The sequence below is a fragment of the Bradyrhizobium barranii subsp. barranii genome, from assembly GCF_017565645.3.
GTDB classification, from domain to species: domain Bacteria; phylum Pseudomonadota; class Alphaproteobacteria; order Rhizobiales; family Xanthobacteraceae; genus Bradyrhizobium; species Bradyrhizobium barranii.
The window spans coordinates 4,745,591-4,770,797 of sequence record NZ_CP086136.1 but is presented as its reverse complement, the minus strand read 5'-3'; the positions used below and the strand labels follow the sequence as shown (position 1 = coordinate 4,770,797).

The 25,207-nt window shown below is 61.7% G+C and carries 27 protein-coding genes; 7 read left to right on the top strand and 20 right to left on the bottom strand.

Annotated elements, in window-relative coordinates:
• Nucleotides 1-14 precede the first annotated feature (14 nt).
• From J4G43_RS22565 to J4G43_RS22550, 4 genes are read right to left on the bottom strand one after another with little or no spacing between them, the layout of a single operon-like run.
• Nucleotides 15-890 carry a transporter substrate-binding domain-containing protein gene (locus J4G43_RS22565; protein WP_035677874.1) on the bottom strand — a complete coding sequence of 292 codons (876 nt, stop codon included), beginning with the start codon at nucleotides 888-890 and terminating at the stop codon, nucleotides 15-17.
• 44 nt (nucleotides 891-934) lie between these two features.
• Nucleotides 935-1,684 (bottom strand): amino acid ABC transporter ATP-binding protein, encoded by a 750-nt coding sequence (locus J4G43_RS22560; RefSeq protein ID WP_081494947.1) that lies wholly within the window; start codon nucleotides 1,682-1,684, stop codon nucleotides 935-937.
• 17 nt (nucleotides 1,685-1,701) lie between these two features.
• Nucleotides 1,702-2,718 (bottom strand): glutamate cyclase domain-containing protein, encoded by a 1,017-nt coding sequence (locus tag J4G43_RS22555; protein ID WP_028181943.1) that lies wholly within the window; start codon nucleotides 2,716-2,718, stop codon nucleotides 1,702-1,704.
• Nucleotides 2,715-3,548, bottom strand: coding sequence for a hypothetical protein (locus tag J4G43_RS22550; protein WP_225005043.1), 834 nt, complete (start codon nucleotides 3,546-3,548; stop codon nucleotides 2,715-2,717). The genes J4G43_RS22555 and J4G43_RS22550 overlap by 4 nt, the downstream gene beginning before the upstream one ends.
• Nucleotides 3,549-3,632: 84 nt before the next feature.
• Here J4G43_RS22550 and J4G43_RS22545 point away from each other — a divergent pair, with 84 nt between their 5' ends.
• The gene (locus J4G43_RS22545; RefSeq protein ID WP_225005041.1) at nucleotides 3,633-4,049 is read left to right on the top strand and encodes a hypothetical protein; all 417 of its coding nucleotides are present in this window, start codon (nucleotides 3,633-3,635) and stop codon (nucleotides 4,047-4,049) included.
• Nucleotides 4,050-4,234: 185 nt separating this feature from the next.
• On the opposite strand, the gene J4G43_RS22540 is transcribed toward J4G43_RS22545, so the two are convergent.
• From J4G43_RS22540 to J4G43_RS22530, 3 genes are read right to left on the bottom strand one after another with little or no spacing between them, the layout of a single operon-like run.
• A complete protein-coding gene (locus J4G43_RS22540) occupies nucleotides 4,235-5,281 on the bottom strand; it encodes a glutamate cyclase domain-containing protein (RefSeq protein ID WP_208086351.1) in 1,047 nt (348 codons plus the stop codon).
• 27 nt (nucleotides 5,282-5,308) lie between these two features.
• Complete coding sequence (locus J4G43_RS22535) at nucleotides 5,309-6,814, bottom strand: aldehyde dehydrogenase family protein (RefSeq protein WP_225005039.1); 1,506 nt, start codon at nucleotides 6,812-6,814, stop codon at nucleotides 5,309-5,311.
• Nucleotides 6,815-6,837: 23 nt separating this feature from the next.
• Nucleotides 6,838-7,728, bottom strand: coding sequence for an NAD(P)-dependent oxidoreductase (locus J4G43_RS22530; protein WP_225005037.1), 891 nt, complete (start codon nucleotides 7,726-7,728; stop codon nucleotides 6,838-6,840).
• 191 nt (nucleotides 7,729-7,919) lie between these two features.
• On the opposite strand from J4G43_RS22530, the gene J4G43_RS22525 reads away from it, so the two are divergent.
• The 6 genes from J4G43_RS22525 (at nucleotide 7,920) to J4G43_RS22500 (ending at nucleotide 13,051) form a co-directional block, all read left to right on the top strand.
• Complete coding sequence (locus J4G43_RS22525) at nucleotides 7,920-8,837, top strand: LysR family transcriptional regulator (protein WP_208086348.1); 918 nt, start codon at nucleotides 7,920-7,922, stop codon at nucleotides 8,835-8,837.
• A gap of 123 nt (nucleotides 8,838-8,960) precedes the next feature.
• A complete protein-coding gene (locus tag J4G43_RS22520) occupies nucleotides 8,961-9,803 on the top strand; it encodes a transporter substrate-binding domain-containing protein (RefSeq protein ID WP_225005036.1) in 843 nt (280 codons plus the stop codon).
• A 24-nt stretch (nucleotides 9,804-9,827) separates the two neighbouring features.
• Nucleotides 9,828-10,493 (top strand): amino acid ABC transporter permease, encoded by a 666-nt coding sequence (locus J4G43_RS22515; RefSeq protein WP_208086346.1) that lies wholly within the window; start codon nucleotides 9,828-9,830, stop codon nucleotides 10,491-10,493.
• Nucleotides 10,490-11,140: an amino acid ABC transporter permease gene (locus J4G43_RS22510; RefSeq protein ID WP_208086345.1), complete on the top strand. Its 651-nt coding sequence runs from the start codon at nucleotides 10,490-10,492 to the stop codon at nucleotides 11,138-11,140. Before J4G43_RS22515 ends, J4G43_RS22510 begins: the two co-directional genes overlap by 4 nt.
• Nucleotides 11,141-11,148: 8 nt before the next feature.
• Entirely contained in the window at nucleotides 11,149-11,955 is an 807-nt protein-coding gene (locus J4G43_RS22505; RefSeq protein ID WP_208086344.1) for an amino acid ABC transporter ATP-binding protein, read from the top strand.
• A gap of 163 nt (nucleotides 11,956-12,118) precedes the next feature.
• Nucleotides 12,119-13,051 (top strand): LysR family transcriptional regulator, encoded by a 933-nt coding sequence (locus J4G43_RS22500; protein WP_208086343.1) that lies wholly within the window; start codon nucleotides 12,119-12,121, stop codon nucleotides 13,049-13,051.
• Here the strand turns inward: J4G43_RS22500 and J4G43_RS22495 are convergent.
• The 13 genes from J4G43_RS22495 to J4G43_RS22435 form a co-directional block, all read right to left on the bottom strand.
• Nucleotides 13,021-13,263: a DUF2274 domain-containing protein gene (locus J4G43_RS22495; RefSeq protein WP_166342318.1), complete on the bottom strand. Its 243-nt coding sequence runs from the start codon at nucleotides 13,261-13,263 to the stop codon at nucleotides 13,021-13,023. The genes J4G43_RS22500 and J4G43_RS22495 overlap by 31 nt on opposite strands.
• 6 nt (nucleotides 13,264-13,269) lie before the next feature.
• Nucleotides 13,270-14,487 (bottom strand): TraB/TrbI/VirB10 family type IV secretion system protein, encoded by a 1,218-nt coding sequence (locus tag J4G43_RS22490; protein ID WP_208086342.1) that lies wholly within the window; start codon nucleotides 14,485-14,487, stop codon nucleotides 13,270-13,272.
• A complete protein-coding gene (trbG, locus tag J4G43_RS22485) occupies nucleotides 14,484-15,440 on the bottom strand; it encodes a P-type conjugative transfer protein TrbG (RefSeq protein ID WP_208086341.1) in 957 nt (318 codons plus the stop codon). Before trbG ends, J4G43_RS22490 begins: the two co-directional genes overlap by 4 nt.
• Nucleotides 15,441-15,514: 74 nt before the next feature.
• Nucleotides 15,515-16,198, bottom strand: coding sequence for a conjugal transfer protein TrbF (trbF, locus tag J4G43_RS22480; protein ID WP_208086340.1), 684 nt, complete (start codon nucleotides 16,196-16,198; stop codon nucleotides 15,515-15,517).
• Nucleotides 16,198-17,451, bottom strand: a complete 1,254-nt coding sequence (gene trbL, locus J4G43_RS22475; RefSeq protein ID WP_208086339.1) for a P-type conjugative transfer protein TrbL — start codon at nucleotides 17,449-17,451, stop codon at nucleotides 16,198-16,200. Before trbL ends, trbF begins: the two co-directional genes overlap by 1 nt.
• Before the next feature lie 3 nt (nucleotides 17,452-17,454).
• Nucleotides 17,455-17,769: a putative entry exclusion protein TrbK-alt gene (gene trbK-alt / locus J4G43_RS22470; protein WP_249814873.1), complete on the bottom strand. Its 315-nt coding sequence runs from the start codon at nucleotides 17,767-17,769 to the stop codon at nucleotides 17,455-17,457.
• A 65-nt stretch (nucleotides 17,770-17,834) separates the two neighbouring features.
• Nucleotides 17,835-18,566, bottom strand: a complete 732-nt coding sequence (gene trbJ, locus J4G43_RS22465; RefSeq protein WP_208086337.1) for a P-type conjugative transfer protein TrbJ — start codon at nucleotides 18,564-18,566, stop codon at nucleotides 17,835-17,837.
• Nucleotides 18,563-21,004 carry a conjugal transfer protein TrbE gene (gene trbE, locus J4G43_RS22460; protein WP_208086336.1) on the bottom strand — a complete coding sequence of 814 codons (2,442 nt, stop codon included), beginning with the start codon at nucleotides 21,002-21,004 and terminating at the stop codon, nucleotides 18,563-18,565. The genes trbJ and trbE overlap by 4 nt, the downstream gene beginning before the upstream one ends.
• A gap of 10 nt (nucleotides 21,005-21,014) precedes the next feature.
• On the bottom strand, nucleotides 21,015-21,278 hold the full coding sequence (locus tag J4G43_RS22455; protein WP_044587821.1) for a VirB3 family type IV secretion system protein: 264 nt from the start codon (nucleotides 21,276-21,278) through the stop codon (nucleotides 21,015-21,017).
• On the bottom strand, nucleotides 21,278-21,604 hold the full coding sequence (locus J4G43_RS22450) for a TrbC/VirB2 family type IV secretion system protein (protein WP_208086335.1): 327 nt from the start codon (nucleotides 21,602-21,604) through the stop codon (nucleotides 21,278-21,280). Before J4G43_RS22450 ends, J4G43_RS22455 begins: the two co-directional genes overlap by 1 nt.
• Nucleotides 21,601-22,521, bottom strand: a complete 921-nt coding sequence (trbB, locus tag J4G43_RS22445) for a P-type conjugative transfer ATPase TrbB (RefSeq protein ID WP_210387348.1) — start codon at nucleotides 22,519-22,521, stop codon at nucleotides 21,601-21,603. Before trbB ends, J4G43_RS22450 begins: the two co-directional genes overlap by 4 nt.
• A gap of 249 nt (nucleotides 22,522-22,770) precedes the next feature.
• A complete protein-coding gene (locus J4G43_RS22440; RefSeq protein ID WP_208089387.1) occupies nucleotides 22,771-23,196 on the bottom strand; it encodes a CopG family transcriptional regulator in 426 nt (141 codons plus the stop codon).
• A gap of 4 nt (nucleotides 23,197-23,200) precedes the next feature.
• On the bottom strand, nucleotides 23,201-25,192 hold the full coding sequence (locus tag J4G43_RS22435) for a conjugal transfer protein TraG (RefSeq protein ID WP_208086334.1): 1,992 nt from the start codon (nucleotides 25,190-25,192) through the stop codon (nucleotides 23,201-23,203).
• Nucleotides 25,193-25,207: the final 15 nt, after the last annotated feature.

Genomic DNA, 25,207 nt, shown 5'->3' with positions numbered 1-25,207 from the left:
CGCTGCCGGGACCCTCAAGATTTGCACTCCATGGGATCGACGCCGGCATAGTCGAGCTTGACCTTCGGCCCCGGGACGACATTGCGATACTTCGCGACCATCGTCGGATCCTTGACTTCTTCGGCGAAGGCTTTGTAGAAGGCATCTTCTTCGCGCATCTTGGCGATCACTGCGTTGATCCAGGCAAGCATGGCCGCATTGCCCTTCTTGACGCCAATACCCTGGATCGCAGGTGAAGCGAGCTCGCCAACGACTTTGAAGTTTTTGTTGTTCTGCACGAAGTTGTAGTCGTAGACGTCGATATAGGCGAAGGCGTCAGCACGCCCCTGGATCAGCATCGTGGAGGAATCGGCCGGGCTTTGGGCCGTGATCAGGTTCGCCTTCGGATGACACTTCTGTAACCAGGTCTGGTAGGTGCTCCCTGTCGGCGTCACGACCGTGCGACCGGCGAGGTCGGCGTAGTTGTTGATGGGAGAATCCTTCTTCACAACAAGCTGGAGATTGCTCAACCAGATCGGATCCGAGAAGTCGATTTGCTCGGCGCGCGCCGGAGTTCTGGCAAGCGACGCGAGCACGAGGTCGACCTTGCTGGACTGCAAGAACGGGATACGGTTGCTGTCATTCATACATTGGGTCTGGAGACCGGCTTCGGTGCCGAAGGCAAATTCGGCGATGCGCTTGACGAGCCCATACTCAAAGCCGGCAGGCTTTCCATCGAGCCCGACATAGCCGGCGGGCGGATACTGGCAATTGATGCCGATCGTCAGCACCTTTGGCGTGGCGAGGTCCGTGGGCAGCGGCACGTCCACCTTCGACTGCGCGATGGCCGGCAACGCCACTATCGAAAATGACAGGGCCGCGATCGCGGCTAGGCATTTCAGCATGTTCATAATCTCAACCTTCCTGTTGATCTTGGTATGGCGAAAAAAGTAGGTCAGACGTCAGTGTGCGACAGGAACTGGCGCGTGCGGTCGTGACCTGGTCGATCGAGGACGTCGGCCGGATGCCCTTTCTCAACGACCACACCGTCGGCCATAAATACGAGTGTGTCGCCGACCTCTCGCGCGAAACTCATTTCGTGCGTCACGACGAGCATAGTCATGCCGGAGCGCGCGAGATCCTTCATGACGTTCAAGACCTCGCGTACGAGCTGAGGATCGAGCGCCGATGTGACCTCATCGAACAACATCACGTGAGGACGCATCATTAGGGCTCGGGCAATCGCGACACGCTGCTGCTGGCCTCCCGAAAGCTGGTCGGGATAACTGCTCTCCTTGTCTGCCAAACCGACCTTCGCGAGCAACTCTCGGGCGCGAGCTTCCGATTCCGCAGTCGGCTCCTTCAAAACGCGACGCGGAACCAAGGTGAGATTCTTCAAAACGGTGAGATGCGGAAACAGGTTGTAGTGCTGGAACACCATTCCCACGCGCTGGCGGACCTTATTCACGTCCTGCTTGCCGGAGAGCAAGTCCTGGCCTTCCAGCACGATCTCACCGCCGACGACCGGCTGAAGCATGTTAACCGTTCGCAGGAGCGAGCTCTTGCCGCTGCCGCTCGGGCCAATGATGACGACGACCTCGCCTTGACGAACCGAGAGATCGACGCCCTTCAGAACCTCGTTTGATCCGTACGAAACGCGTATGCCACGCAGATCGAGGAAGGGTGCAATCGGTTCGGTTGACACTGGGCGCCTCTCTGTTTTCAGCGCAACGCTGGTCGAACGACCGCGGAGATCAAGTCGGTCATCGCGACATGCGTCTGGAGAGGAATCCCATCGACGTCAGCATCGACGACGTTGCCGACCGAGTTGATCAAGCCGATGTCGACACCGCGACGCAGCAGGTGTTCTTCCATTTTTGGCGCATGGAGGAGGTCGGGCCTCTTCAGACGGGCCGCAAGCGCCCCCAGGATGGCGTAGCAACCCCAGTTCGAGCAGGCTGCGGTGACTAGGACATCGGTGCCAGTCACCGCTCCGATGCCGGCACCGCCTTCCGGCCGCGCGTCGCCGAACTTCACATGGCGCCGCACGGCGTCGGCGACGACCCCCATGCCTATCTCATTGCCCCCGTCGCCCACGCAGACGCTAGGAATCCCGCGGGCGAGCGCCTCGTCGAACAAGTAGTCAATCCGGGCCCGCCCCATGCCGTAGTCGATACCGCGCATCGAGCAATAGATGCCGTCGGCGTTACGGCCGACCCGCTCCGTTGAGAAGACCAAGGCAGGCTTGAATTCATCGAGCAAGGCGGCGGAGGCGGCCTTCGCCTCGGCGTCCGTCACGGGAAAGGAGCGCGTGCTGGCGACCGCGAGGCTTCCGTCGCCGCTCGCAATCCGCGCCTGCTCGTAGGGGAGCACCGACAGGCCGGCGCTGGTAAGGATCTTGGCGGTGCCGTCGAGCAGGGTCTCCTCCGCGACAACGACACAGGTCGCTCGCTTGGATAGGGCAAGCGCTCGCACGACCGCGGCGGCGCCGGCAGGCCCGTCGTTCTCGCCGATAGTGGGCGAAATCCAGGCCCGCGAGACGGAGCCCGTCGTCACCACGACCGTCGCCCCCACCGGGATAGCGGCGAGCGCCTCGGCGGCCGCGCCGCACAGGGCACCGCCTTGCCGCGCGCGAGCCGCCTCGTAAAGATGTTCGACGCCTCGGCCCCCGAGATCGAGATTGACCAGTCGGTCGAGCCGGTCATCCATGCCCGCAAAGGCAGTGTTGGCGTTGCTCATGCCTGGTCTCCGAGAACGAGCTGTGAGATTGCGGATACATCGTCGATCCGCGAGGCGAGATGATCGAGTGCAGTATCGACGGCGGCGACGACGGCATCCTGGCCGCCAACTCTCCCGATCGCGTCGAGTGTCGGCTTCAGGCGCAGCGACACACGCGCCCCAGGCTGTCCGTGGGTGTTGACCGTGAGGATTCCAGCGTCGCGCAGGAGGACCATGCCGAGCGCAGAGGAGACCTCGCAGGGAACGAGCCCGAGGCCTTCGGCGGAACGGCCGGCGCGCCGCAGGACAACGGCGAGCACATCTTGCTCGTCGACCATTGGTCCGAGATCGCTGACAACCACGAGGTCACGACCCAGCTTCTCGGCGAGTGCGACAGCGAGCGCCTGTCCGGAGCGAGCCTCCTCCCGCAGGTCCTCGGGCCGAAAAGCCAGGAGAGACCGCATGGCGCCAGCGGCGATCGGCGCCCGTGCCTCCATCCCGAATTCAGCGCCCTTAGCTGACGCCGCCGTGACAAGATTGGGGCGGCCGGCAAGGACGCCTGCGCGCGGTCCGGCGAGACCCGCCTTGTCGCAATTGGTAATCGCGAGATCGGCGCCGAGGGCGAGGCCCGGCTTACCGCCGTGGAGCACAGGACGCAGACGGGCGCCATAAGCGTCGTCCACGAACGCAATAGCGCCGACCGCGTGGGTGGCTTTGACGACAGCCGAGGTCACGGTGTCGTCCAGAAGCTCGAGGGCGCTCGTTACGGTGGTGACGACGACGAGGTTGGGTTTCGCCTTGGTCAGAGCCGCCTGCCAGTCGCGATCGCCCCCGATTTCGACGAGTTCCACCCGGGCGATGGAACAGCCTCGGATCACCGAAGCGTGCGATCGCCCGCCCGGAGGGACGACCGAAATCACGGGGCTGCCGGCGGCATGAGCGACGATGGTGGCAATGATTCCCGCGCTGGTGCGATTGAATACAGCGACGCCATCCCCGTCCTCACCACCGAGGTGAGTGATAGCTGCCACTCTGAGGTCTTCGGCGAAGAGGCCCGGGCCGACCCATTCCTCGCACAGTGTCGTAAGATCCTCCGGCTTGAGCGGAAAGTCTCGCTGATTTCCTGTGAACACACCAATGGAATGCGGGCCGAGCTTGCGGACACGATCGGCCGCTACGGCCTGTCCCTGCCGAAGGCGACGCGCTTCGTCGACACTGGATCGGATGATGGTACCACGCGCAAAGCCGACAATGGGATCGATGGGATTGCCGAAGCGATCTGTGGGCTTCGGGGATTGCGTTTTCGACTCCGAGGCGACGGCTGTCATCATCTTCTCCTAGAACCAGTGTGACTTGGCGATGCGGATAACCAGGGAGCCAAGGTGACCGGCGATGCGCGATGAAATGGGCGTTCTTGTCAGGAGCATTCGGCGAAAGCGTCTTGCCGCGCGAATACGCCACGCGAGGCATTCTCGATGCTTCAAGCCCGGTACAAGACCGACGAAGTCGGGCCCAACAGCGGGGTCGTAGCTCGGCGTCATTGGGTCACCTCGCGAGATCGCTGACGCGACGACGAATCCGGACCAGGTTCGCTTGACGAACTTGCAACGATGCTTTGGAGTAGACTGACAAAGCCCCGATGACCGCTCTCAGGGACACCGTCAACGAGGGGTTCGGTTCTTGCGGTAGCGCCATCACGAGCGCCCGCGCTAACGCAGGCTCTGATCAGATCCCCTTCGAGAGCATCGTTATGTAGCAGGTCGGGACTGCCTATTCCGACAGCAAGTCCGGCGCAAACGGCGTACGCACCCCAGTTCGATATCGCAGCGCTGACGACCACGTCTGTCTCGACTGCCGTGACAACGAAGCTGTTGGGATGGAACGCGGCAAGCGCGGTCCGCACCGCGCCGAAGCCGACCTCGTTACCGCCGTCGCCAATTCCTATCGTCAAGCGCTTCGCCGCGCGTCCGGCCTCCGCGAGCAAATGAAGATGCGCCATCGTGCCTGCAGGGCGACGGTCGCCCCGGACACCGTGGAAAAGACCATCGGGGTTGGGGCCGTCGAGCTCGACGAAGACGATTGCCGATGGCTGGTATCGCGCCATCAGCGCCTCGACGGCCTTGGGCCCATACTTAGGATGAGGCGGGATAGTCTCCACCTTGATCGGCCTTGCCGTGAAGGATCCAACGAGCGCGGCGCAGGCCTCCACCGGCTTAGAATGAGCCTCTTCCGAGACGATCGTGACCTGGGCGCCAAGACCGAGAGCTATGGCCCGGGCAAGGACAGCGGCGCCTGGCGGTCCGTCGGTTTCGCCCTGCGGGAGTTTGGGCGGAACGCCGGCACCTGTCGCCACGATGACGTTGTCACCGTAGACGACGCGCGACATGAGTGCCCTGGCTGCCAACGTGGACAACGGCTCGCCGTGATGACGACGGCAGATCTCGTACATCGGAACGACGAGACCCGGTGGAAGCCCGCCCGAAAGAGGACGGGATTCAATCGTCATCAGACGATCAAACCGCTCGCCCGCCATGGCCAGAAGAGGGTCCGGACCGGTGGAGTCTTCGGTTAAGAGCATAACCATGGAGACCTCTTGGCCTGTCTGTTCGGCTCACACCGTGACGGTCACGCTCTTGCGATAGGTGTAGCTCTCGAGGGCTCCTTCGATGGAATATTCGGCACCGATGCCGCTCTGTTTGGCGCCGCCGTAGGACATGCCCGGGATCTGCCCGCCGGCACGGTTGATCTGGAGCCAGCCTGCATCGATTCGCTCCGCTGCGCGCAGGGCGGTGGTGATGTCGTTCGTGAAGATGTAGGCGGCGAGACCGTAATGGGTGTCGTTCGCCCAGCCGATCATCTCGTCTTCATTCGTCCAGGGGATCGCAACCAGGACAGGCCCGAAGACCTCCTCGCGCACAACCCGCCAGCTATTGTCGACGCCCGTCAGCACGACGGGGCCCGGCATGAAGCCGTCGGTGTCGTTGGCGGGAGCTGGGACCTGGCCAATCTCCACCTTCGCGCCACGATCGACGGCCTCACGGATAAAAGCGCAAACCTCTCCGTAGCGTTCGGCGTTGATGATCGCGCCGATGTCAGAGGCCTCGTCGAGCGCGTCGCCGACTTTCATGGCCTTCAGCTTCTCGACAACCTTTGCAACCACCGGCGCGAACACGTCCCGGTGGATGAAGAGCCGCGAGCCCGCCGTGCAGGACTGCCCTTGGCGCGCGAAGCGCATGGCATTGATGACGTTTGTCGCGCAGGTATCGAGTTGCTCGGGCGTCGCCGCATCTGGATAGACGACGCAGGGACTCTTGCCGCCGAGCTCAAGGGTGACCTTCGCAATGCGGTCGGCGGCGGCATGCGCCACGAGCTTTCCCACCTCGACCGAGCCTGTGAACGAGATCTTCGACACGTCGGGATGGTTCGAAAGCGGCGCACCGGCCTCGATGCCCGTTCCGGTGACGACATTGAAGACGCCGGCTGGGAAGATGTCGGCTGCAAGTTCCGCGACCTTGATGACCGCTAGCGGCGCGTCCTCGGCAGGCTTCAGAACCAGCGTGTTACCGGTGCCGAGCGCCATGCCGATCTTCACGGCCGCGAGTACGAGGGGCGAATTCCAGGGGATGATCGCGCCGACGACGCCAAGCGGCTCTCGCGTAGTGTAGCTGAATATCCCCGGGCCGAGCGGCAACGTCTCGCCCTTCTGCTCGGATACCACGCCGCCGTAGTAGCGCAGGACCTCGGCAGTGCTCGCGACCTCAGGTCGGCTTTGCGTGCGCAGCGCGTTACCCGTTTCGGCCGCGAGGATGTTGGCGATCTCTTCGGCATGCGCCGATACGCGATTGCCGAGTTCAGTCAAAAGCGCGCCGCGGGCTCGTGCCGCCATGCGGCGCCAGTTCGGAAAGGCCGCCTTGGCCGCCGCGACTGCGGCATCGACGTCCTGCTTCTCCGCAGCCCCGACCATGGCGATGGTGTCGCGTCGGCAGGGATTCTCGACTGCCATCGTGCGGCCCGAGACCGGCTTGATCCACTTTCCGCCGATGAAGTTGCCAAGCAGCCCGGAGCGGGGCAACGTCAGTTCGGAATCGTAGCTGGTGGTGGTGCGTTGCGCTCTCATTTGTTCGTTCCTATTCTTCGAAATCATGCTGCGGGCTGACGGAGATTGACCTTGAGCAAACGCTCGTAGACCTCCGAGACGCTAGTGGAATCCTTTCCGCCCAGACCGTCCGCGCGGGCGGTATTGTAGATCTGGCGAACGAGCTGCCCGAGATACATCGGTGAAGCCGTGAACTCGTCGAGTGCGAGCGAGATGTCCTTGTGCATCAGGTCGAGCGCGAAAAAGGCTGGCCGCTCCTGCGTAAAGAGCGTCTTGCCGAGCCAATCCAGCATCTTGCTGCCGGCGAGACCTCCGCCGAGAACCTCGAGCAACACGTCGAGCTTCGCGCCGGACTTCACGCTAGCTGCCAGCACCTCGCCGAGTGCTACCGTGTTGATCGCGGTCAACAGGTTGTGGCTCAACTTCATAAGTTGTCCGGAACCGACCGGGCCGCAATGAATGATCTTGCCAGCCAGCGTCTCAAGCACAGGGCGCGTCGCATCCAGCACGGTCTGGTCGCCCCCGATCATGATCAGGAGCTTGCCATTTTCTGCGCCGGCGACGCCGCCGCTGACGGGCGCATCGAGATAGTTGATCCCGGCTTTGTCGCAGATCGCAGCGACCGCCTTGGTGGTCGCGGGGTCTACCGTACTGAAATCGACCACTGTCGCGCCCTTCTTCGCAGCGGCGAGGATCCCGTCCTCACCGGTTACTGCCGCCCTCAGGGCCACTGGAGAAGGGAGGCTCGCCAGAATAAAATCGGCTCCAGCGGCAGCGGCCGTGGGGCTTGCGGCAGCTTCCACGCCAGCCGGGGCAAGCTTGGCGACGGCCGGCGCGTTGGGATCGAAGGCCCGCACCTTATGTCCGGCTTCGGCAAGCCGACGCGCCATATGTGAACCCATGCGGCCAACACCCAAGAAGGCGATCGTCGGCATCGATAAATCCTCGCGATATTGGCCAATAGGCCGGTCAAAACTCGGCGATCGCGGCCTCATCTTCGCGATGATCGCGATCACAAGGGTGATGCCGCCGGTTTTGGGCCGGTTCGACCGGCCCCGGAAGACCAGTCCAATTGACGCGAGGCGAAAGAAATTCTTACTCTCTGGTTCTTTGGAGATATGCGAGTTTGGCCCTCAGTCTTTCACGACTACGTCTCTTTCATGAGCTTTCCGAGCTCGGCACGATCTCGGCGGTGGCACGAGCGCTCGGCCAGACACGGCCAGCCGTGTCGCAACAGTTGGCGCTGCTCGAACGCGAGGCGGGAGCGGTACTTTTCGAGCGTTCGGCAGGAGGGCTGCGCCTGACAACCAAAGGGCAGCAACTCCTGGATCGCGTCACGCCGCTGCTGCAACTGGCAGAGCGCATCCAAGCCGAGCTCGACGAGAAGGACGGACCTCCTGCGGGCGAACTACGACTTGCCGCATTCGGGAGTGTCGCGACCAGCATCGTTCCAAGAGCCTTGGGCTATCTCCACAAGACACACCCCCTGATCGATGCAAGCTTCGTCGAACTCGAGCCGACCGAAGGCCTCAAGGCAACCGTCGCCAAGCAGGTCGATATCGCAATTGTCGACGATTATGCCGATGCAAGTGCGTACCAACAGGCCCTCGAATTCCACCCCCTCTATGTCGACGCCTTGAGTGCGATCCTTTCGTCAGACCACCGCTTCGCGAAGGCCGACTTGACAAGCATAGAGCTCAAGGATCTCTCGAACGAGAAGTGGGCGATCAACCAAACGGCGGTCGCCTATCAGCAGAACTTGACTAACGCGTGCTTGGCTGCCGGATTCGAAATGAAGATTGGCTGCAGCGCTCGTAATATTTCTGCCACCCTTGAGATGGTACGCACCGGACAATTCGTAACAGTCCTGCCCGGTCTTGCGGTGCAGCCCCTCGACAAGGATCCCGACTTTCGCGTTCTTCCCATTGCGCCCGCCTTACACAGACACATATTCAGCGCCGTTCCCAAGGGCACATCCCGGCGCCCTATCGTTGCCGCTGCATTGGCGGCCCTGGAGCGAGCGGCCCTCAATTGCCGCCTCTAAAACGTTGGCAGCGTAACTATTTCTAACGTGCTCCGTCAGGAACCGTGTTCTTTCGCCGCGGCAAGTCGAGCGCTAGTCGTTGAGCAAAGGCCACATCTTTCCAACAACCAATGGAACATGGACATGCGAAGCTATGGACTCCGGTTCGTCACCGGTCTGGTTGCGGCATTCTGCGGGTTCGCGCTCGCGGCCGGGGCGAGCCACGCTCAGGAGAAGTCCAGGCTGGATGAAATCCTGGCGCGGGGCAAGCTGGTCGTCGGCGTGTCGAGCGAGTCACCTCCTTTCGGCTTCGTCGACGAGAAGGGGGAGCTGGTCGGCTTCGACATCGATGTTGCCCGGCTGATCGCCAAAGCGACTTTCGGTGACCCCAACAAGGTCGAGTTCATTCGCCAGAGCGCAGCCCAGCGCTGGCCCAATGCCCAGAACGGCACGATCGACTTTGGCGCGCAGACGACAACCATCTACGCCGACCGCGCGCAGCGGGTCGCGTTCACCCGCAACTATATCGATGGCGGCATCGTCCTCATCGTCCGCAAGGATGCGCCCTTCAAGACGCTCGACGATTTGAACAAGCCGAACATCACCATCGCCAATCTGACCACGCCGACCCAGGAGGAGCGCGCCAAGCGCCTCTTCCCGCAGGCCAAGCTCCAGACCTTTGACGGCATCGCCTCGCAATTCAACTCTGTGAAGCTTGGCCGAGCCCAGGCCGCTCAGCTCGATGCTCCCGTCGCCGCCTGGTATGTCAAGTCCAACCCGGACATGCGCGTGATGGAAACTCGCCTGACGGATGTCGTCAACACGGGCATCTTCATGAAGCCAGGCGACTTCCGGCTCTGGCAGTACCTCGATCTCGTCGTGTCCGAGATGACCGGCGGGTATCTCTTCGCCGAGTACAGCGCGATCTACGAGAAGTGGTTCGGCGAAAAGCCGAAGAATGCAAAGTGGTATCTCAACAATAACTGATCGACTGCGCAGAGAGGGCGGGTGATGGATTGGTCACAGTTTGGCAACTTCGCCGTCCGCTACCTTCCGCAACTCTGGAACGGGATGCTCGTTACCATCGCTGTCGCGGCGCTCGCGGCGCCGACGGCTCTCGCAATCGGCGTGCTTCTCACTGTGCCGCGCGTCGCCGGCTGGCGGCTACCCAGCGCTCTTGTACGAGCCTATGTCGAGGTGATGAGGAATACACCGCTCCTCGTCCAGATGTACCTCCTCTTCTTCGGCCTGCCACTCGTGGGAATCTTCTGGGGTGAGATCACCTGCGGTGTCCTCGCCGTCGCGCTTCAGCACGCAGCCTTTTTGTCTGAGCTCATTCGCAGCGGCATCGCGGCCGTGGGCACCAAGCAGTGGGAGGCGGGACAGGCGATCGGCATGCGTCGTTGGGCGGTTTTTCGCCTGATCGTTCTTCCGCAGGCCGTTATCAAGGTCATGGCACCCGTCTCGAACCAACTGATCGTCCTTGTGAAGGATACGTCTCTCGTATCGGCGATCGGTGTGCTCGACCTGACGCTATCGGGCAAGGTCATCATCGAAAGATCAGGGGCATCCTTCGAAGTCTTCATTCTCGTTGCAGCGCTCTATCTGATCCTGACTTCCGTCATCGGCGTCGGGTTTCGGATCAGCGAGATGCGCTTCGCGCGGAGGCTCGGATGAGCATATCCGTCCTTCTCGCAAATCTGCCCTACCTGTTGCAGGGTGCTCTGGTGACGCTTTGGCTTGCCTTCGTCGTCGTCATAGCTGGCACGTTTCTTGGCGCGGTCGTTGGAACAATCGCGAGCGGCAGCGGACCGATCCTCCGGGCGATCGTTACGTCCTACGTCTTCGTATTTCGGGGCATTCCGGTATTGGTCGTGATGTTTCTCGGCTTCTACACTTTCCCGGCATTTGGAATCCGTCTCAGCGCCTACGCCGCAGTCATGATATCGATGATCTTCTATGTCGGCGCCTTCGTCACCGAGGCAGTGCGCGGCGCCATAGCAGCCGTGCCGACCGGCCAGATCGCAGCAGCTAAGAGCCTTGGCATGCGGCGGCTGACGATGCTCCGTGAGGTCGTCCTCCCTCAGGCAGCCCGTCTCTCGATTGCGCCGATCCTCAACATCTCGCTTATGGCGATCAAGCAGACCTCTTACGCCTCGGTCGTCGGAGCCTGGGAACTCTCCTTTGCGGCTCGCGAGGTCGTGGAGAGAACACTCGCGGCTTTCCAAATCTTCCTGGGGGTCATGCTGATCTACTTTTTGATCTGCTACCCCATTTCGCTGCTCGCGAACTATTGCGAGCGGAAACTCTCCTTCGATCAATGAGGGTGCCCATGACCATATCCGCTGAATCGCCCATCGTCGTGTCGGTAAATGGCCTCGTGAAATCCTTCGGGACGCATCGTGTCCTGAACGGCGTTTCTTTCGATGTCCGGCGCGGTGAAGTCGTAGTCGTTCTGGGCCCGAGCGGATCGGGCAAGTCCACCATGCTGCGCTGCGTCAACTTCCTTGAGACATTCGAGGACGGCACCATCACAGTGGATGGCGCACCGGTCGGCTATAGGAGCGGCAGCGAAGGCCATCGCCGCATGCTTGATGAGAAGGTGGTTGCGAAGAACCGTGAGCATGTCGGCATGGTCTTTCAAAGCTTCAATCTGTTCCCGCATCGGACCGTCCTACAGAACGTTATGATGGGGCCAGTGTCGGTCCAACACCGAGACAAGACTGAAGCGAGGAAGCAGGCGCTGGAGTTGCTCGAGAAGGTCGGCTTGGCCGACAAGGCCGACCAATATCCCGCTCGCCTCTCCGGCGGCCAGCAGCAGCGCGTGGCAATCGCCCGCGCTCTCGCGATGCGCCCGGCTGTTATGCTCTTTGACGAAGCGACATCGGCCCTCGACCCCGAGCTCGTCGGCGAAGTGCTCCGCGTCATGCGGGAATTGGCCAACGAAGGCATGACGATGATCGTGGTCACGCATGAGATGGGATTCGCCCGAGAGGTTGCCGATCGCGTCATCTTCATGGACGGTGGCGTGATCGTGGAGCATGGCGCGCCGCGCGACATCATGGCCAATCCTCAATCCGAGAGGTTTCGATCGTTTCTGGGAACTGATCGACCCACGAGCAGACCTCAAGATACGTAACTATCATTCTTTCCGGGAGCCACCGGTGCCGTCGCCGCGAACGAGGAGACGCACCAGTTTCGTGCCAAGCCCCAGGAAACCGAGGACCGCCTCGAAGATCATCATTCGGATAGTCGCTGCCGGGTAGGCAAAAATTGGACGTGATGACGAAGCGCACACCGAAATGCCGATTGCCGGAGCAAACAATATCGGTCTAAATCATCTCCGTTCAGCGGTTGCTGCTGCCGACTGTGGAAGTTTTCGGCAGGCAGCAGAGATGCTTGGCATTCGTCATTCCTTGCTGAGCCGCTCGATTCGTCAACTTGAGCACTGGGTCGGAGCGACATTATTTGAGCGATCGCGCGTGGGAGTTGTTCCGACTCTTGCCGGACGACGCATTCTGCGAATGTCGCGAATGATCCTCGAACAAGTCGACATACTGGTCGTAACGGGCCGATCTAGCGGCAACGGCGACTCGGGGCGTCTCTCGATAGGCTTTTGCACGTCAATTTCCGCCGGCAACTTGAGGGCAAGCCTTACTGAATTTAAACATCGCGCGCCCCAAGTCGAACTAGCAACGGTCGAACGATCGCGTATCCGTCTCATGAGCGCACTCCGGAATGGTACGATCGATATCGCGATTGTTCCTGGACAAGGCCCATTGTCGGATAGCGCGCGTCTCCCGGTCTGGAGCGAGCGCATCTTGATCCTGCTTCCGAAAGACCATCCCCTCGCCTCGCACGAGGACATCCATTGGACCGATCTTCGGAATGAAACGGTCCTATTGAGCCAATATGATCCAGGAACAGATATAGAGGATCTGCTGGTGTCTAACTTGGTGGCTGAAGAAAAGCGCCCTAGGATCGAACGTCATGATGTCAGCCGCGGTATCGTAAAGAGCCTTATCAGTATGGGACTAGGAATTAGTTTGGTGATGGAATCAGATATCGGCGCCAGCTTTGCTGGTTTGACTTATCGCGAAATACAGGACGGTACCGGTCCAAGTCGAATAAGCTTCCATGCTCATTGGCGAGAGGACAACGAAAATCCCGCTCTTCAGCGGTTCTTGGCGCTCTTGGCCGAGCGCTATCCATCACCGCCCGTTGATGGTGAGTGAAGGCTGCGCCTCAGCCGGGCGACCCCTCTGTCAGTGGCCATAAATCGCGCTAACATGGGCGGAATCAACTTGGTCGGATCGATCTGCTGGCCGGATTCACCCGCCAATGCTTCAGCATACGCGACAAGATCTCGATGAACGGGCGCTGGTAGCTCAAGAGTGACTTTGACCGGCTTGTCGTCTTGAAGGGCTGTGAGTTTCAGTTTCGCCATTTGGTATCACCCTCTGTAAGCCTCGAGAACGAGATCGCGATTGACGATAACGCGCACCGGGAATCCGGGACGTATGGTCAACGTCGGCGGAATATTGAGGCTGCGACGGACAACTTGCTGGCCGGTTTGATTCAGCGAGTCCCCTGCTCCGTGTCGTAAGGCCTGGATAACTGCACTGTCATTGCTGTTGGTGTCGGAGCCAGCGCCAAGCTCGGTGCCGACAGCTAGCAATGTGGAAAGCGCAGCAGCCTTGAACAGTTCGCCCCAATGGTTGTCGACTTCATCTTCCAACCCCGAATATCCTGCCGCATCCGCGCCTGGCTGTCGCTCCAGAACGATCGAGCGACCATTCGGCATGATCAACCGAGTCCAAACCAGCAGGACACGAGACTGGCCGAACGCGACCTGGCTGTCGTAGACGCCGATCAAGCGCGCTCCCTGCGGGACGAGCAGCAAGCGACCGGTGGGTGTGTCATAGACATTTTCGGTCACCTGCGCGGTAATTTGTCCAGGGAGATCCGACCGGATTCCGGTAATGAGAGCCCCAGGAATAACGGTCCCTGCCTGAACCACATACGGAGAAGCTGGTTTCGTGACGCGGTCCGGGCTTGTGGTACGGCGGTCAACCGACGCATTGACGAAGGCAAGTTTGCGATCCTGGCCATTCTGCGCAAAGCCGTCATCAGTTCCCGGCATGGACGATGAAGCGGCTCGGTCCACGCTCGAAGCCTGGGCTGCAGCGGGCGTCGTCTCGCGAATATTGGTGGAGGCGAACAGACGGCTCACGCGCGCGGCTTCGATCTCCTGGTCGCGGCGCTGCTGCTCCTGATCGAAGCCCGTCGTGGTTGGGGTTGGCGTCTGTCCCTGAGCGGCAAGGATCGGGCGGCCGAGATCACCAGGAAGCGGTGGGCCCAGCGAGGGCACCTGACGCGGAACACCAGCATAGTCCCGCGGCAATCCGGCGAGGCCATCAGCGACGTTATGATGATCGGTGCTGTAAAGTTCGTCCGGCGCGGGTCCGCGGGAGCGGTTGTTTTGGAGGGCCCAAAGCACGGCACCCCCAACAAGGACCAATGCAACTGCGGTCCCTCCCGCCAGGACCTTACGGGACAGCCGCGTGACGCGCGGATGATCTGCTCGCAACCGGAACCCATGCGCCAATTCTTCCGACCTGTTTGGCTCGCCAGGCTGCTCGTTACTGTCATTGCTCTGAAGGGTGCTCATGACGACGACCTCCCATCGGTCCGGACAATCCGGACTTTCTGCTGGTGCTCGCCACCGAGCCGCAACTCCGCGGCAGCAAAGAGCCGGTCGACAATCAGGACGTTGCCGTAGGCGCGGTAATTCACGATCTCGTTCTTGCCATCGTGGCCAATGACGAAGAGAGGCGGCATCTCGCCTTGAACGATGCCCTGCGGGAACTCGATATAGACCTTGCGTCCGTCGTCATAAGCGGTCAGCGGCCGCCAGGGCGGACCGTCGCCCTCAATGGCATAGCGGAAACGACGCTGCGTCGAATCGGGTAGCACCGGCGTCAAAGACACGGGCCGCACCCTTCCCAACCTATCCTGCGGATAGTACCAGGCGACCGAAGGCATGTAGGGTTTTTCGCGGGCGCGTAGCTCGATCAGATACGTGCGCCGATCGGTGTTGACGACAAGATTGGTTTCGATCGAAGCGCGGGTCGGCTTCACCAGAATATGGACGCGGCGTGTATCTCCATTGCCGCTTTCGGTGTCGCCGACGACCCAACGAACGGTGTCGCCTGCCGCGACCGGACCCGATCCCGTGAGTTGTTCACCCTCCTCGAGCGCGATATCGGTGATCTGTCCGGGCGCGGCGTAAACTTGGTACAGCGCACCCGGACTGTAGGCGTAGACTTGTGCGGCGTTAAAATATCCCTTTTTGCGTGGTTCGACCCGAGCCGCGCTGTTCGCAGTCTCGACGCGGCTCACCGGCTCGGTTTCTTCCTTAGTACCGAACTTACCGCCAAGGGCCGGTTTCCACAGTGGAGGAACATGAAGCGGCCGCGGCTTGTCGTCGGCAGGTACGGGCGGCTGAGGCAATGGCGGAATATCACTGTCGTAGCTGATCTCGGGCGGCGTGAACGTGGAGCAACCACCCAATGCCGAAGCGCACAGCAACAGTGCTGGAAGTATCGCCTTTCGGAACGCCAAACCATCTGATCTGAATGAGACGGAGCGTCTGCATGAAGCACGGCGCGGAGAAGTCCTATTGCGAAATTGCGTATTCACTGCCCAAGCTCCTTCGACCAGTTGATGGCGTGAACGTAGACACCGAGCGGGTTCTTGCGCAGGCGATCGGCATCGCGCGGCGTCTCGATCACGACGGAGAGAATGGCTGTCCAGCGCTCGGTTGAACTGAGAGACCCGTTGTCGTAGGCACGCTGAACCCATGCCACTCGAAAACTCTCCGTCGATGCGCGGATAACACTGGATACCTCGACCGACACCTGCACTTTGCCGAGCCTGGCAAAGGGATCATTGGTGCGGGCGTAGTCATTGAGGGCGGCGGCACCGCGATCGGTCGTGAAGTCATAGGCGCGCAGCCAATTCTGACGCAACACGATGGCGTCAGCCGGTAGGCCTCGGACATCCTCGATGAATCGCGCCAGGTGGTAGGCGATCTGCGGGTCAGTCGGCTGGTAGTCGGTGTTGGCCGGTGCCACCCGCTGGGCCTGGCCAAGACGATCGACCTCGACCACCCAGGGCGTAATCGTGCCTTGGGTTGATTGCCAGACGAGACTGCCGGCGAGACCCGTCGACAGCGCGAGGCATCCAAATGCCATCAATCGCCAGTTCTTTGCCTGCACGCGGGCTGACCCGATACGGTCATCCCAGACTTGCGCTGCTCTTTGATAGGGCGTGACGGGCTCGGGCGTGCGGCCGTAGTGAACGGAGGGACGTTTAAACATCAGTGGTTTCCTTCAGAGAGATCGATCGATGCGCCGCCTCCACCATGGTCGCCTGAGCGAACGGCATGGGTAACGGCTGATGCGCCATGGCTGACGGTCTGGGCACGCTTCATCCGCCGCGCCCAATCGGGCGGACTATCTGACGCGGTGTTCGCGGTCTCGGCGCTCCCTGTGGTTGGCGCCTGGCCAGCCGATTGAGCGCTGTTACTGAGAGTTGCCGCGGCCCGACGCAGCGGGCTTGCCACTGCCGAGAACCCGGCATCGGCGACTCCGCTGAGGCCGCCGCTGCGATAAGCCGCTGACACACTGCTTGTGAGCGCGGCGCCGCCCCGCGCGGCTCCCGCGAACGCTCCACCAGCGAGTCCAGCACCTCCCGCAGCCAAGCCGGCACCGGCGGCAACAATGCCGCCCGCTGCAAGTCCGGTCCCGACCGCAGCTCCTGCCCCGAGCTGAGGGCCGCCAGACACCAGGCCGTTAGCGATCCCAGGACCAAAAATGCCAAGACCGAGCAGCGACAATGCCGCGAGCACCAACGCCATAGCGTCTTCGATGGTCGGCTGTCCGCCGTTGAACCCAGACGTGAATTGGGAGAACAGCGTCGAGCCGATGCCGACAATGACGGCCAGAACCAGGACTTTGATGCCTGACGAGACGACGTTACCGAGCACACGCTCAGCCGCAAATGCGGTCTTGCCGAATAGACCAAAGGGGATCAGCACGAAGCCAGCGAGTGTCGTCAGCTTGAACTCGATGAGAGTCACGAAGAGCTGGATCGCCAGAATGAAGAAGGCGAGCAGCACCACGACCCAGGCGAACAGCAAAACGACGATCTGGACGAAATTTTCGAAAAAACTGATGTAACCCATCAGACCTGAGATCGCGTCGAGGATCGGCCGGCCGGCATCGAGCCCAACCTGGGCGATTCGACCCGGCCGCAGGAAATCTGCGGATGACAGTCCTGTACCGGAGGCTTTCAGCCCGAGACCGGCAAAGCTCTCGAATACGATACGGGCAAGATTATTCCAGTTGCCGATCAGGTAGGCGAAGACGCCGACGAACAGAGTCTTTTTGACGAGCCGTGCGATCAGATCGTCATCTGTCCCCCAGCTCCAAAACAACGCCGCGAGGGTAATGTCGATGGCAGCCAACGTCGTTGCAAGAAAGCCAACTTCGCTCCCCAGAAAGCCGAAGCCAGAATCGATATAGCGGGTATAGGTATCGAGGAACTGATCGATCACGCCGGTGCCGGTCATGGCTTACTCGCTCTCCGGGAGGGCCACCGATGGATAACCTTGCGGCATCCGGCTCTGATCCTTTGGCGACAACTCAGACGGTTGGCTGGGGAGCGCGTCGCTGCCAGCGGGAGCCGTCGCACTTCCCTTCTGACCGAAAAACCGGCGACGGTTCTCAGCCCAGCCCCGACGACAGTCGTCGTAGGTTGCTGTCTGTTCCGGCGTGACCGTTCGGCACCGCGCGAGGCTGGAAGCGAGCGCGCTCGTGGACTGTGGGCCCGCCGAGTTCGACGCCGTTCCGTCGCCATCACCGCGGAGCTGGATGGCGCATGCCGCCATCACCAGCACCAAAGACGCGGCTGCCGCGGCAATTGACAGTCGTTTGAACCTGCTGAACGCACTCATCAATGAAACATCTGCACATTTGAGGATTGATAGCCCTGGCCCGGGGTCAGGAACCGCCGCAGCTGCTCGCGGCCTTGATCCTGCGCCGCCGCGCGTTGAGCCGATTCAAGGTTTTGCGCCCTACCCTGCGCTGCAACGGTCGCCGTGAGATCGGCGAGTTGCTGAGCCTGAAGCGCAAGGATCTGGTTGCCGGCCTGTGTGGCCTGCAAGGCGCCGCTTGCACCCTGGCTCGAAGATACCAGCGCCGACGTCTGTGTGCGGTTGGTGTCGAGGTTGCCGACAACGCCAGCCTGCACACGCAAGGAGTCCTGCAGCGCAGCGACCGAGTTCTGCCAACGCGATTGCGCGTTGGTGATGAGTGCTTGATTGGATTGGCTGCTCGTCGCGGGCGCATAATTGGTCGAGAACGCGCGGTCGATCTGCTGTACGTCGTAAGCAATGCGTTGCGCCTGGGCGAGTAACTGCTGCGTGCGCTGGATCGACGATTGAAGCTGCTGTAGCGACGAGTATGGCAGGCTCGCCAGGTTCTTCGCCTGATTGATCAGCATCTGCGCCTGGTTTTGCAGCGACGTGATCTGGTTGTTGATCTGCTGCAGCTCACGCGCCGCCGTCAGGACATTCTGGGCATAATTGTTCGGATCGAAGACGATCCACTGCGCGGATAACGGCGATACGGCAGCAAGCGACAACGCGACGGCGCTCGCCGCCACAAGAACGCAAAGACGCCTCATAACAATGGCTCCAGATTGCTCAGATTGGGGATCAGGTCAGTGGCCCACGAAGCGTCGCGATGTCGCAGCCACGCGGGCACGAAGCCGTCGCGGCCGTGTTCTGCGAGCAGCCGCTCGATCGCCGCCTGATCGGTCTTGGAAGAAGCGGCCGTAAAGGCGAGCGCGACTTCGCCCAGACCCAACTCGAACATCCGATTGCCGCGGCGGGACTGGCAGTAATAGTCGCGCTTCGGTGTTGCCCGGCTCAAAAGCTCGATTTGCCGGTCGTTGAGACCAAAGCGCCGATAGATAGCCGTGATCTGCGGCTCGATAGCGCGTTCGTTCGGCAGCAATATGCGTGTCGGACAGCTCTCGATAATGGCGGGCGCAATCGCTGAGCCATCGATGTCGGAGAGCGACTGCGTCGCGAAGATGACGGAGGCGTTCTTCTTCCGCAACGTCTTCAGCCATTCGCGTAACTGCCCGGCAAAGTCCTCGTCATCGAGCGCAAGCCAACCTTCGTCGACGATGAGCAGGGTTGGGCGGCCGTCAAGGCGATCTCCAATGCGATGGAAGAGATAAGCAAGCACCGCGGGTGCGGCGCCGGTGCCGATCAGTCCTTCGGTTTCAAACGCCTGAACCGATGCTTCGCCGAGGCGCTCGAGTTCGGCATCCAACAACCGGCCGTAGGGCCCGCCGAGGCAATAAGGTTGCAGGGCCCGCTTCAGTGCGCTCGACTGGAGCAACACCGACAAGCCTGTCAGGGTGCGCTCCTGGATCGGCGCCGAGGCCAGCGACGTCAACGCGGACCACAGATGGTCCTTTGCCTCGGGCGTGATCTCGATCTTTTCCCGCGTCAGGATCGCGGCGATCCATTCCGTCGCCCAACCGCGCTCCGAGGGATCGTCAATCCAGGCCAGCGGCTGCAGCGCGACTGCCTCTGACGCATCGTCCGACAGCGCGCCCCCGAGGTCGTGCCAGTCGCCACCCATGGCGATAGCAGCCGCGCGGATCGATCCGCTGAAATCGAAGGCAAAGATCTGCGATCTCGGATAGCGCCGGAACTGCAACGCCATCAGCGCCAGCAGCACCGACTTCCCGGCGCCGGTCGGGCCAACCACCAGCGTATGACCGACGTCACCGACATGGAGAGAAAACCGGAACGGCGTCGAACCCTCGGCCTTTCCGAACAGCAAAGGCGGTGCCGCGAAGTGATGGTCCCTCACCTCGCCGGCCCAGACAGCTGATAGCGGAATCATATGGGCCAGGTTGAGGGTCGAGACCGGCGGTTGCCGGACATTGGCATAGGCATGTCCCGGTAAACTGCCGAGCCAGGCTTCGACAGCGTTCACAGTCTCAGTCATCGAGGTAAAGTCGCGACCCTGGATCGTCTTTTCGACCAGACGCAGCTTCTCATCGGCCACGCGCGGGTCGTCATCCCATACGGTGACAGTCGCCGTGACATAGGCTTCACCGATCTGGTCCGACCCCAGTTCCTGGAGCGCGGCATCGGCGTCCATCGCTTTGTTGTGGGCATCGGTGTCGAGCAGCGTCGATGCCTCGTTCGTCATCACCTCTTTGAGGATGGCGCCGATCGACTTCCTCTTGGCGAACCATTGCCGGCGGATCTTCGTCAGCAACTTGGTCGCATCCGTCTTGTCGAGCATGATCGCACGCGTCGACCAGCGATACGGAAATGCCAAACGATTGAGTTCATCGAGTATTCCCGGCGTCGTCGCGGTCGGAAATCCGACGACAGTCAGAACGCGCAGATGAGATGTACCCACTATCGGCTCGAGGCCGCCGGTCAGCGGCTGATCCGCCAGCAGCGCATCGAGATACATCGGGATCTCGGGCACCCGAACGCGGTGGCGTTTCGTCGACACACATGAATGTAGATACGTCAGCGTCTCCGGGTCATCCAGCCAGGCGCATTCGGGCATAAAACCCTCGACCAGCTGGAGCACCCGATCGGTGCGGTCGACGAATCCGCGCAACACTTCGAGGGCGTCGGCGTTCTCGGTCCGATCGCGGCCCTCATAGAGAAACCGTTCCGCTCGCGCGGCGTCCTCGGCCGGCGGCAGATAGAGGAAGGTGAGGAAATAGCTCGATTCATAATGAGCTCCCGCCTCCTCGAACTGGGCCTTTCGCTCGGCGTCGACCAGGGCGGACGCCACATCCAGAAACGTGCTTGCCGGATATCGGAATGCAGCATGGCGCTGAGCCTCAACAAAAACGGCCCAGCCTGAGCCAAGACGGCGCAAGGCGCTGTTGAGGCGCCCAGCGACGGCGACGAGTTCGGCCGGCACAGCGCTGTCGAGATCCGGTCCGCGGAACCTTGCAGTACGCTGGAATGAACCGTCTTTGTTGAGGACGACGCCCTCCCCGACCAATGCGGCCCAGGGCAAGAAATCCGCGAGGCGGGTGTTTGAGCGGCGGTATTCGGCAAGATTGATCATGATCGCGAACTCAGATGCTGAGATGACCGGGGATGCGCAGATGACGGCGCACCACATCGACGAAGGCGGGATCACGCTTGGCAGCCCAGACCGCGGCCGCATGGCCGATCGCCCACAGCAGAAGACCTGCGATCCAGAGCCGCAGACCGAGACCAAGCGCGGCTGCGAGCGTGCCGTTGACGATGGCGACCGCGCGGGGGGCGCCACCCATCAGGATCGGTTCGGTCAGCGCGCGATGCACGGGCGCGACAAAGCCAGCGACGGGCTCGTCCATCAGATCAAAATCCCACCGCCGAACGAAAAGAACGATAAAAAGAAGCTCGATGCGGCGAAGGCGATCGACAGGCCGAACACGATCTGGATCAACCGGCGAAAACCACCGGAGGAGTCGCCGAAGGCGAGCGTGAGACCGGTGACGATGATGATGATCACCGCGATGATCTTTGCGACTGGCCCCTCGACCGATTGCAGGATCTGATTGAGCGGCTGCTCCCACGGCATATTGGAACCGGCAGCCCAAGCCGGAGCGGCAGCGAATAGAACCATGCCTGATACGGTGAGCGACATGGCACGTAGAGAAAGAGATGATCGAGGTCTCATGTTTCGTCTCCTGCTGGTGAAAGACTGTAGTCGCCGGCTGGTCCGAGCCCGGTGACGCGGGCAAGTTCGGTGAGACGACGATCCGCGCCGCGGCCGGCAAGCACCGCAACGATGTTGATGGTTTCAGCGATCAGGGCGCGCGGAACGGTGATGACCGCTTCTTGGATGAGCTGCTCGAGTCGGCGTAGTGCGCCGAGCGCCGTCCCGGCATGAATGGTGCCGATGCCACCGGGATGGCCGGTGCCCCAGGCCTTGAGGAGATCGAGCGCTTCGGCGCCGCGCACCTCGCCGATGGGGATGCGGTCCGGTCGCAAACGAAGTGACGACCGCACGAGATCTGACAGTGAAATCACGCCGTCCTTGGTGCGTAAGGCGACGAGGTTCGGCGCCTTGCACTGCAGCTCGCGCGTATCCTCGATCAGCACGACCCGGTCAGAGGTCTTGGCGACTTCCGCAAGAAGGGCGTTGGTCAAGGTGGTCTTGCCGGTGGAGGTTCCGCCGGCGACCAGAATGTTCCTGCGGTCGGCGACGGCGCTGCGCAAGGCCGCAGACTGCTCCGACGTCATGATGCCGGCGGCGACGTAGTCGTCGAGCGTGAACACGGCGACCGCTGGCTTGCGGATGGCAAAAGCCGGAGCCGCGACGACTGGCGGCAGCAGACCTTCGAAACGTTCTCCGGTCTCCGGCAGTTCGGCGGAAACGCGCGGCGCACCAGCATGCACTTCGGCACCGACGTGGTGCGCCACCAGCCGAACGATGCGCTCTCCATCAGCGGAAGAGAGGCTCTCTCCGGTGTCGGTCAAGCCGCTTGACAGCCGGTCGATCCACAACCGGCCATCGGGGTTGAGCATCACCTCGACGATCGAGGCGTCCTCCAGGTATCGCGCAATGGCGGGGCCAAGCGCGCTGCGGAGCATGCGCGCGCCGCGCGAGATCGCCTCTGCTTGAGCCGAATGAATTGCCACCGCCGCCCCCAACAAAGAGGCCGCTTAAAAAGCGCCCTCAGATGGGGATGAATAGAAAAGGCAGGAATTGGCCCCGCGCAACAACGCTCGCGAGGCGATCGTAGATTGGCGTAGAAAGAGAAAGACTCGGCGAGATGAGTGATACAGAAGACTCTGCTATCGACGCCTTGGCTACGAAGATTCTGGCTTCTGAGCAGTCCATCAGCCCCGGTCATCCGGTTTTTCGTTCACGATGTCGTCCGGAATCTCGCGCAAGAAATTCTGGCCCTTCTGTAAGCGGCGGCCAAGGGTCTCGATAAAACCTTCAAACCGCTCGCGGCCCTTGATCTGGGCGGCAGCCTGCGCGTCGTTCGGCAAGGGTGGCGTGATCGTCAGCCAGAAGCGGACGAACAGGGCCAGCGTTTCGGCGGTAACGCCAAGATCGCGTTCGAGACGTTGGACCTGGCGCGACAGCCGGTCGAGACGGCGCGCGAATGCCGCCTCGCGCCGATCCTCCCCATCCGGAGACAGAAACGAGGTGACGGCTGCTTCCACGATCGCCGATCGAGAAAGCTTCTTGCGGTCGGCAAGATCGGCGATCTGCTTCAGAAGCTCCGGCGGGAAATACACATTCATCCGGTCCCGCATGGTCTCACAACTCCATGCCGTCATTCGGGTCGAGCGAGACCTGGCGGGCGATGCCACGCATCTGCTGGCGCAGAATGCGGGCCTGACTGGCGGCATCGTCCGACTCGTCATCGAGTACAATGGCGAACTCTTCCGCCGGCCCCGGGTCGGTCGTCTCCTTGACGATGGCGACGTGATCGGGAAGCTCGGGTTCGCGGCGCAAGCCGCTATTGGCGGCATCCTGTTCCGCCTTCTGGATCTCACCAAGCAGCACGGCGTCCGGTGTCTGCTGTGTTAGAGCTGACCACCCATCCGTCCGTGACGACCGGCCGGACTTCACCGGATCGGGTGGCGTCAGCACCCGCTCGGTGAAACGGTGATCCTCGTAATAGCGAGCTTTCTTCGCCCGGATCGGCGGCGTACCGGCTACCATGACGATCTCGTCAGAGGGCGGGAGCTGCATCACCTCGCCCGGCGTGAGCAGTGGCCTCGCCGTCTCCTGCCGCGAGACCATGAGGTGACCAAGCCAAGGATTCAGCCTGTGGCCAGCATAGTTTTTCATGGCGCGCATCTCGGTCGCCGTACCAAGCGCATCGGAAACACGCTTTGCCGTGCGCTCGTCGTTGGTGGCAAAGCTGACGCGGACATGGCAGTTGTCGAGGATCGAGTTGTTGGCGCCATAGGCTTTCTCGATCTGGTTCAGCGACTGGGCGATCAGAAAACTCTTGATGCCGTAACCTGCCATGAAGGCCAGCGCGGATTCGAAGAAGTCGAGCCGGCCAAGCGCCGGGAACTCGTCGAGCATCATCAGGATACGGTGACGGCGATCCTTCGCATGCAGATCCTCGGTGAGCCTGCGGCCGATCTGGTTCAGCACCAGGCGGATCAGGGGCTTGGTCCGCGAGATATCAGACGGTGGCACCACGAGGTAGAGGGTCGCTGGCCGCGGATCGGCAATCAGGTCGGCAATCCGCCAATCACAGCGGCAGGTCACCTCGGCCACGACAGGATCGCGATAAAGGCCGAGAAATGACATGGCGGTGGAAAGCACGCCCGACCGTTCATTGTCGGACTTGTTGAGCAGTTCGCGTGCGGTCGAGGCAACGACGGGATGCGGACCTCGTTCGCCGAGGTGCCGCGTGGTCATCATCGCTTTCAGCGTCGTCTCAATCGGCCGCTTCGGATCCGAGAGGAACGCGGCGACGCCGGCCAGTGTCTTGTCCACCTCGGCATAGAGGACATGCAGGATCGCGCCGACGAGCAGTGAATGGCTGGTCTTCTCCCAATGGTTCCGTTTGTCGAGCGATCCCTCCGGGTCGACCAGCACGTCGGCGACGTTCTGGACGTCACGCACCTCCCACTCGCCGCGGCGGACCTCGAGCAGCGGGTTATACGCCGACGACTTGGCATTGGTCGGATCGAACAGCAATACGCGGCCGTGCTGCGAGCGGTAGCCGGCGGTGAGCTGCCAGTTCTCGCCCTTGATGTCGTGGACGATCGCGGAACCTGGCCAGGTCAATAGAGACGGCACGACCAGGCCGACACCTTTGCCGGAACGGGTCGGCGCGAAGCACAGCACATGCTCCGGGCCGTCGTGACGGAGATAGTCATGGCCGAGCCTGCCGAGCACGACGCCATCTGCGCCAAGCAACCCGGCTGTCTTCACCTCGCGCGGTTGGGCCCAGCGCGCCGAACCATAGGTCTCGACGTTCTTCGCCTCCCGCGCCCGCCAGACCGACATGCCGATCGCCGCCGCGATCGAGATGAAGCTGCCGGACGCGGCTATATAGGCGCCCTCGACGAAGACCTGTGGCGCATAAGCGTCGTAGATGTACCACCACCAAAAGAAGACCGGCGGATAGTAGACCGGCATCCCGGCGAGTTCGAACCAGGGTTGGCCGAGTTCAGGCTGGAAGCCGAGCCGCCACGCCGTCCATTCAGTTGCACCCCAGATCGTGAGCAACACGATCAGGAAGACGACGGTGATCTGGCCCCAGAGGATTTTGGTCGCGTACATGGCCGACGTCCTTCT

Bases quoted from the DNA above. Each gene is read 5' to 3' on its own strand.
- J4G43_RS22565 (WP_035677874.1), bottom strand. From the start codon at position 890: ATGAACATGCTGAAATGCCTAGCCGCGATCGCGGCCCTGTCATTTTCG.
- J4G43_RS22555 (WP_028181943.1), bottom strand. From the start codon at position 2,718: ATGAGCAACGCCAACACTGCCTTTGCGGGCATGGATGACCGGCTCGAC.
- J4G43_RS22545 (WP_225005041.1), top strand. From the start codon at position 3,633: ATGAGCGACGATGGTGGCAATGATTCCCGCGCTGGTGCGATTGAATAC.
- J4G43_RS22540 (WP_208086351.1), bottom strand. From the start codon at position 5,281: ATGGTTATGCTCTTAACCGAAGACTCCACCGGTCCGGACCCTCTTCTG.
- J4G43_RS22535 (WP_225005039.1), bottom strand. From the start codon at position 6,814: ATGAGAGCGCAACGCACCACCACCAGCTACGATTCCGAACTGACGTTG.
- J4G43_RS22530 (WP_225005037.1), bottom strand. From the start codon at position 7,728: ATGCCGACGATCGCCTTCTTGGGTGTTGGCCGCATGGGTTCACATATG.
- J4G43_RS22520 (WP_225005036.1), top strand. From the start codon at position 8,961: ATGCGAAGCTATGGACTCCGGTTCGTCACCGGTCTGGTTGCGGCATTC.
- J4G43_RS22515 (WP_208086346.1), top strand. From the start codon at position 9,828: ATGGATTGGTCACAGTTTGGCAACTTCGCCGTCCGCTACCTTCCGCAA.
- J4G43_RS22510 (WP_208086345.1), top strand. From the start codon at position 10,490: ATGAGCATATCCGTCCTTCTCGCAAATCTGCCCTACCTGTTGCAGGGT.
- J4G43_RS22505 (WP_208086344.1), top strand. From the start codon at position 11,149: ATGACCATATCCGCTGAATCGCCCATCGTCGTGTCGGTAAATGGCCTC.
- J4G43_RS22500 (WP_208086343.1), top strand. From the start codon at position 12,119: ATGCCGATTGCCGGAGCAAACAATATCGGTCTAAATCATCTCCGTTCA.
- J4G43_RS22495 (WP_166342318.1), bottom strand. From the start codon at position 13,263: ATGGCGAAACTGAAACTCACAGCCCTTCAAGACGACAAGCCGGTCAAA.
- J4G43_RS22490 (WP_208086342.1), bottom strand. From the start codon at position 14,487: ATGAGCACCCTTCAGAGCAATGACAGTAACGAGCAGCCTGGCGAGCCA.
- trbF (WP_208086340.1), bottom strand. From the start codon at position 16,198: ATGTTTAAACGTCCCTCCGTTCACTACGGCCGCACGCCCGAGCCCGTC.
- trbL (WP_208086339.1), bottom strand. From the start codon at position 17,451: ATGACCGGCACCGGCGTGATCGATCAGTTCCTCGATACCTATACCCGC.
- trbK-alt (WP_249814873.1), bottom strand. From the start codon at position 17,769: ATGGCGGCATGCGCCATCCAGCTCCGCGGTGATGGCGACGGAACGGCG.
- trbJ (WP_208086337.1), bottom strand. From the start codon at position 18,566: ATGAGGCGTCTTTGCGTTCTTGTGGCGGCGAGCGCCGTCGCGTTGTCG.
- trbE (WP_208086336.1), bottom strand. From the start codon at position 21,004: ATGATCAATCTTGCCGAATACCGCCGCTCAAACACCCGCCTCGCGGAT.
- J4G43_RS22455 (WP_044587821.1), bottom strand. From the start codon at position 21,278: ATGGACGAGCCCGTCGCTGGCTTTGTCGCGCCCGTGCATCGCGCGCTG.
- J4G43_RS22450 (WP_208086335.1), bottom strand. From the start codon at position 21,604: ATGAGACCTCGATCATCTCTTTCTCTACGTGCCATGTCGCTCACCGTA.
- trbB (WP_210387348.1), bottom strand. From the start codon at position 22,521: ATGCTCCGCAGCGCGCTTGGCCCCGCCATTGCGCGATACCTGGAGGAC.
- J4G43_RS22440 (WP_208089387.1), bottom strand. From the start codon at position 23,196: ATGCGGGACCGGATGAATGTGTATTTCCCGCCGGAGCTTCTGAAGCAG.
- J4G43_RS22435 (WP_208086334.1), bottom strand. From the start codon at position 25,192: ATGTACGCGACCAAAATCCTCTGGGGCCAGATCACCGTCGTCTTCCTG.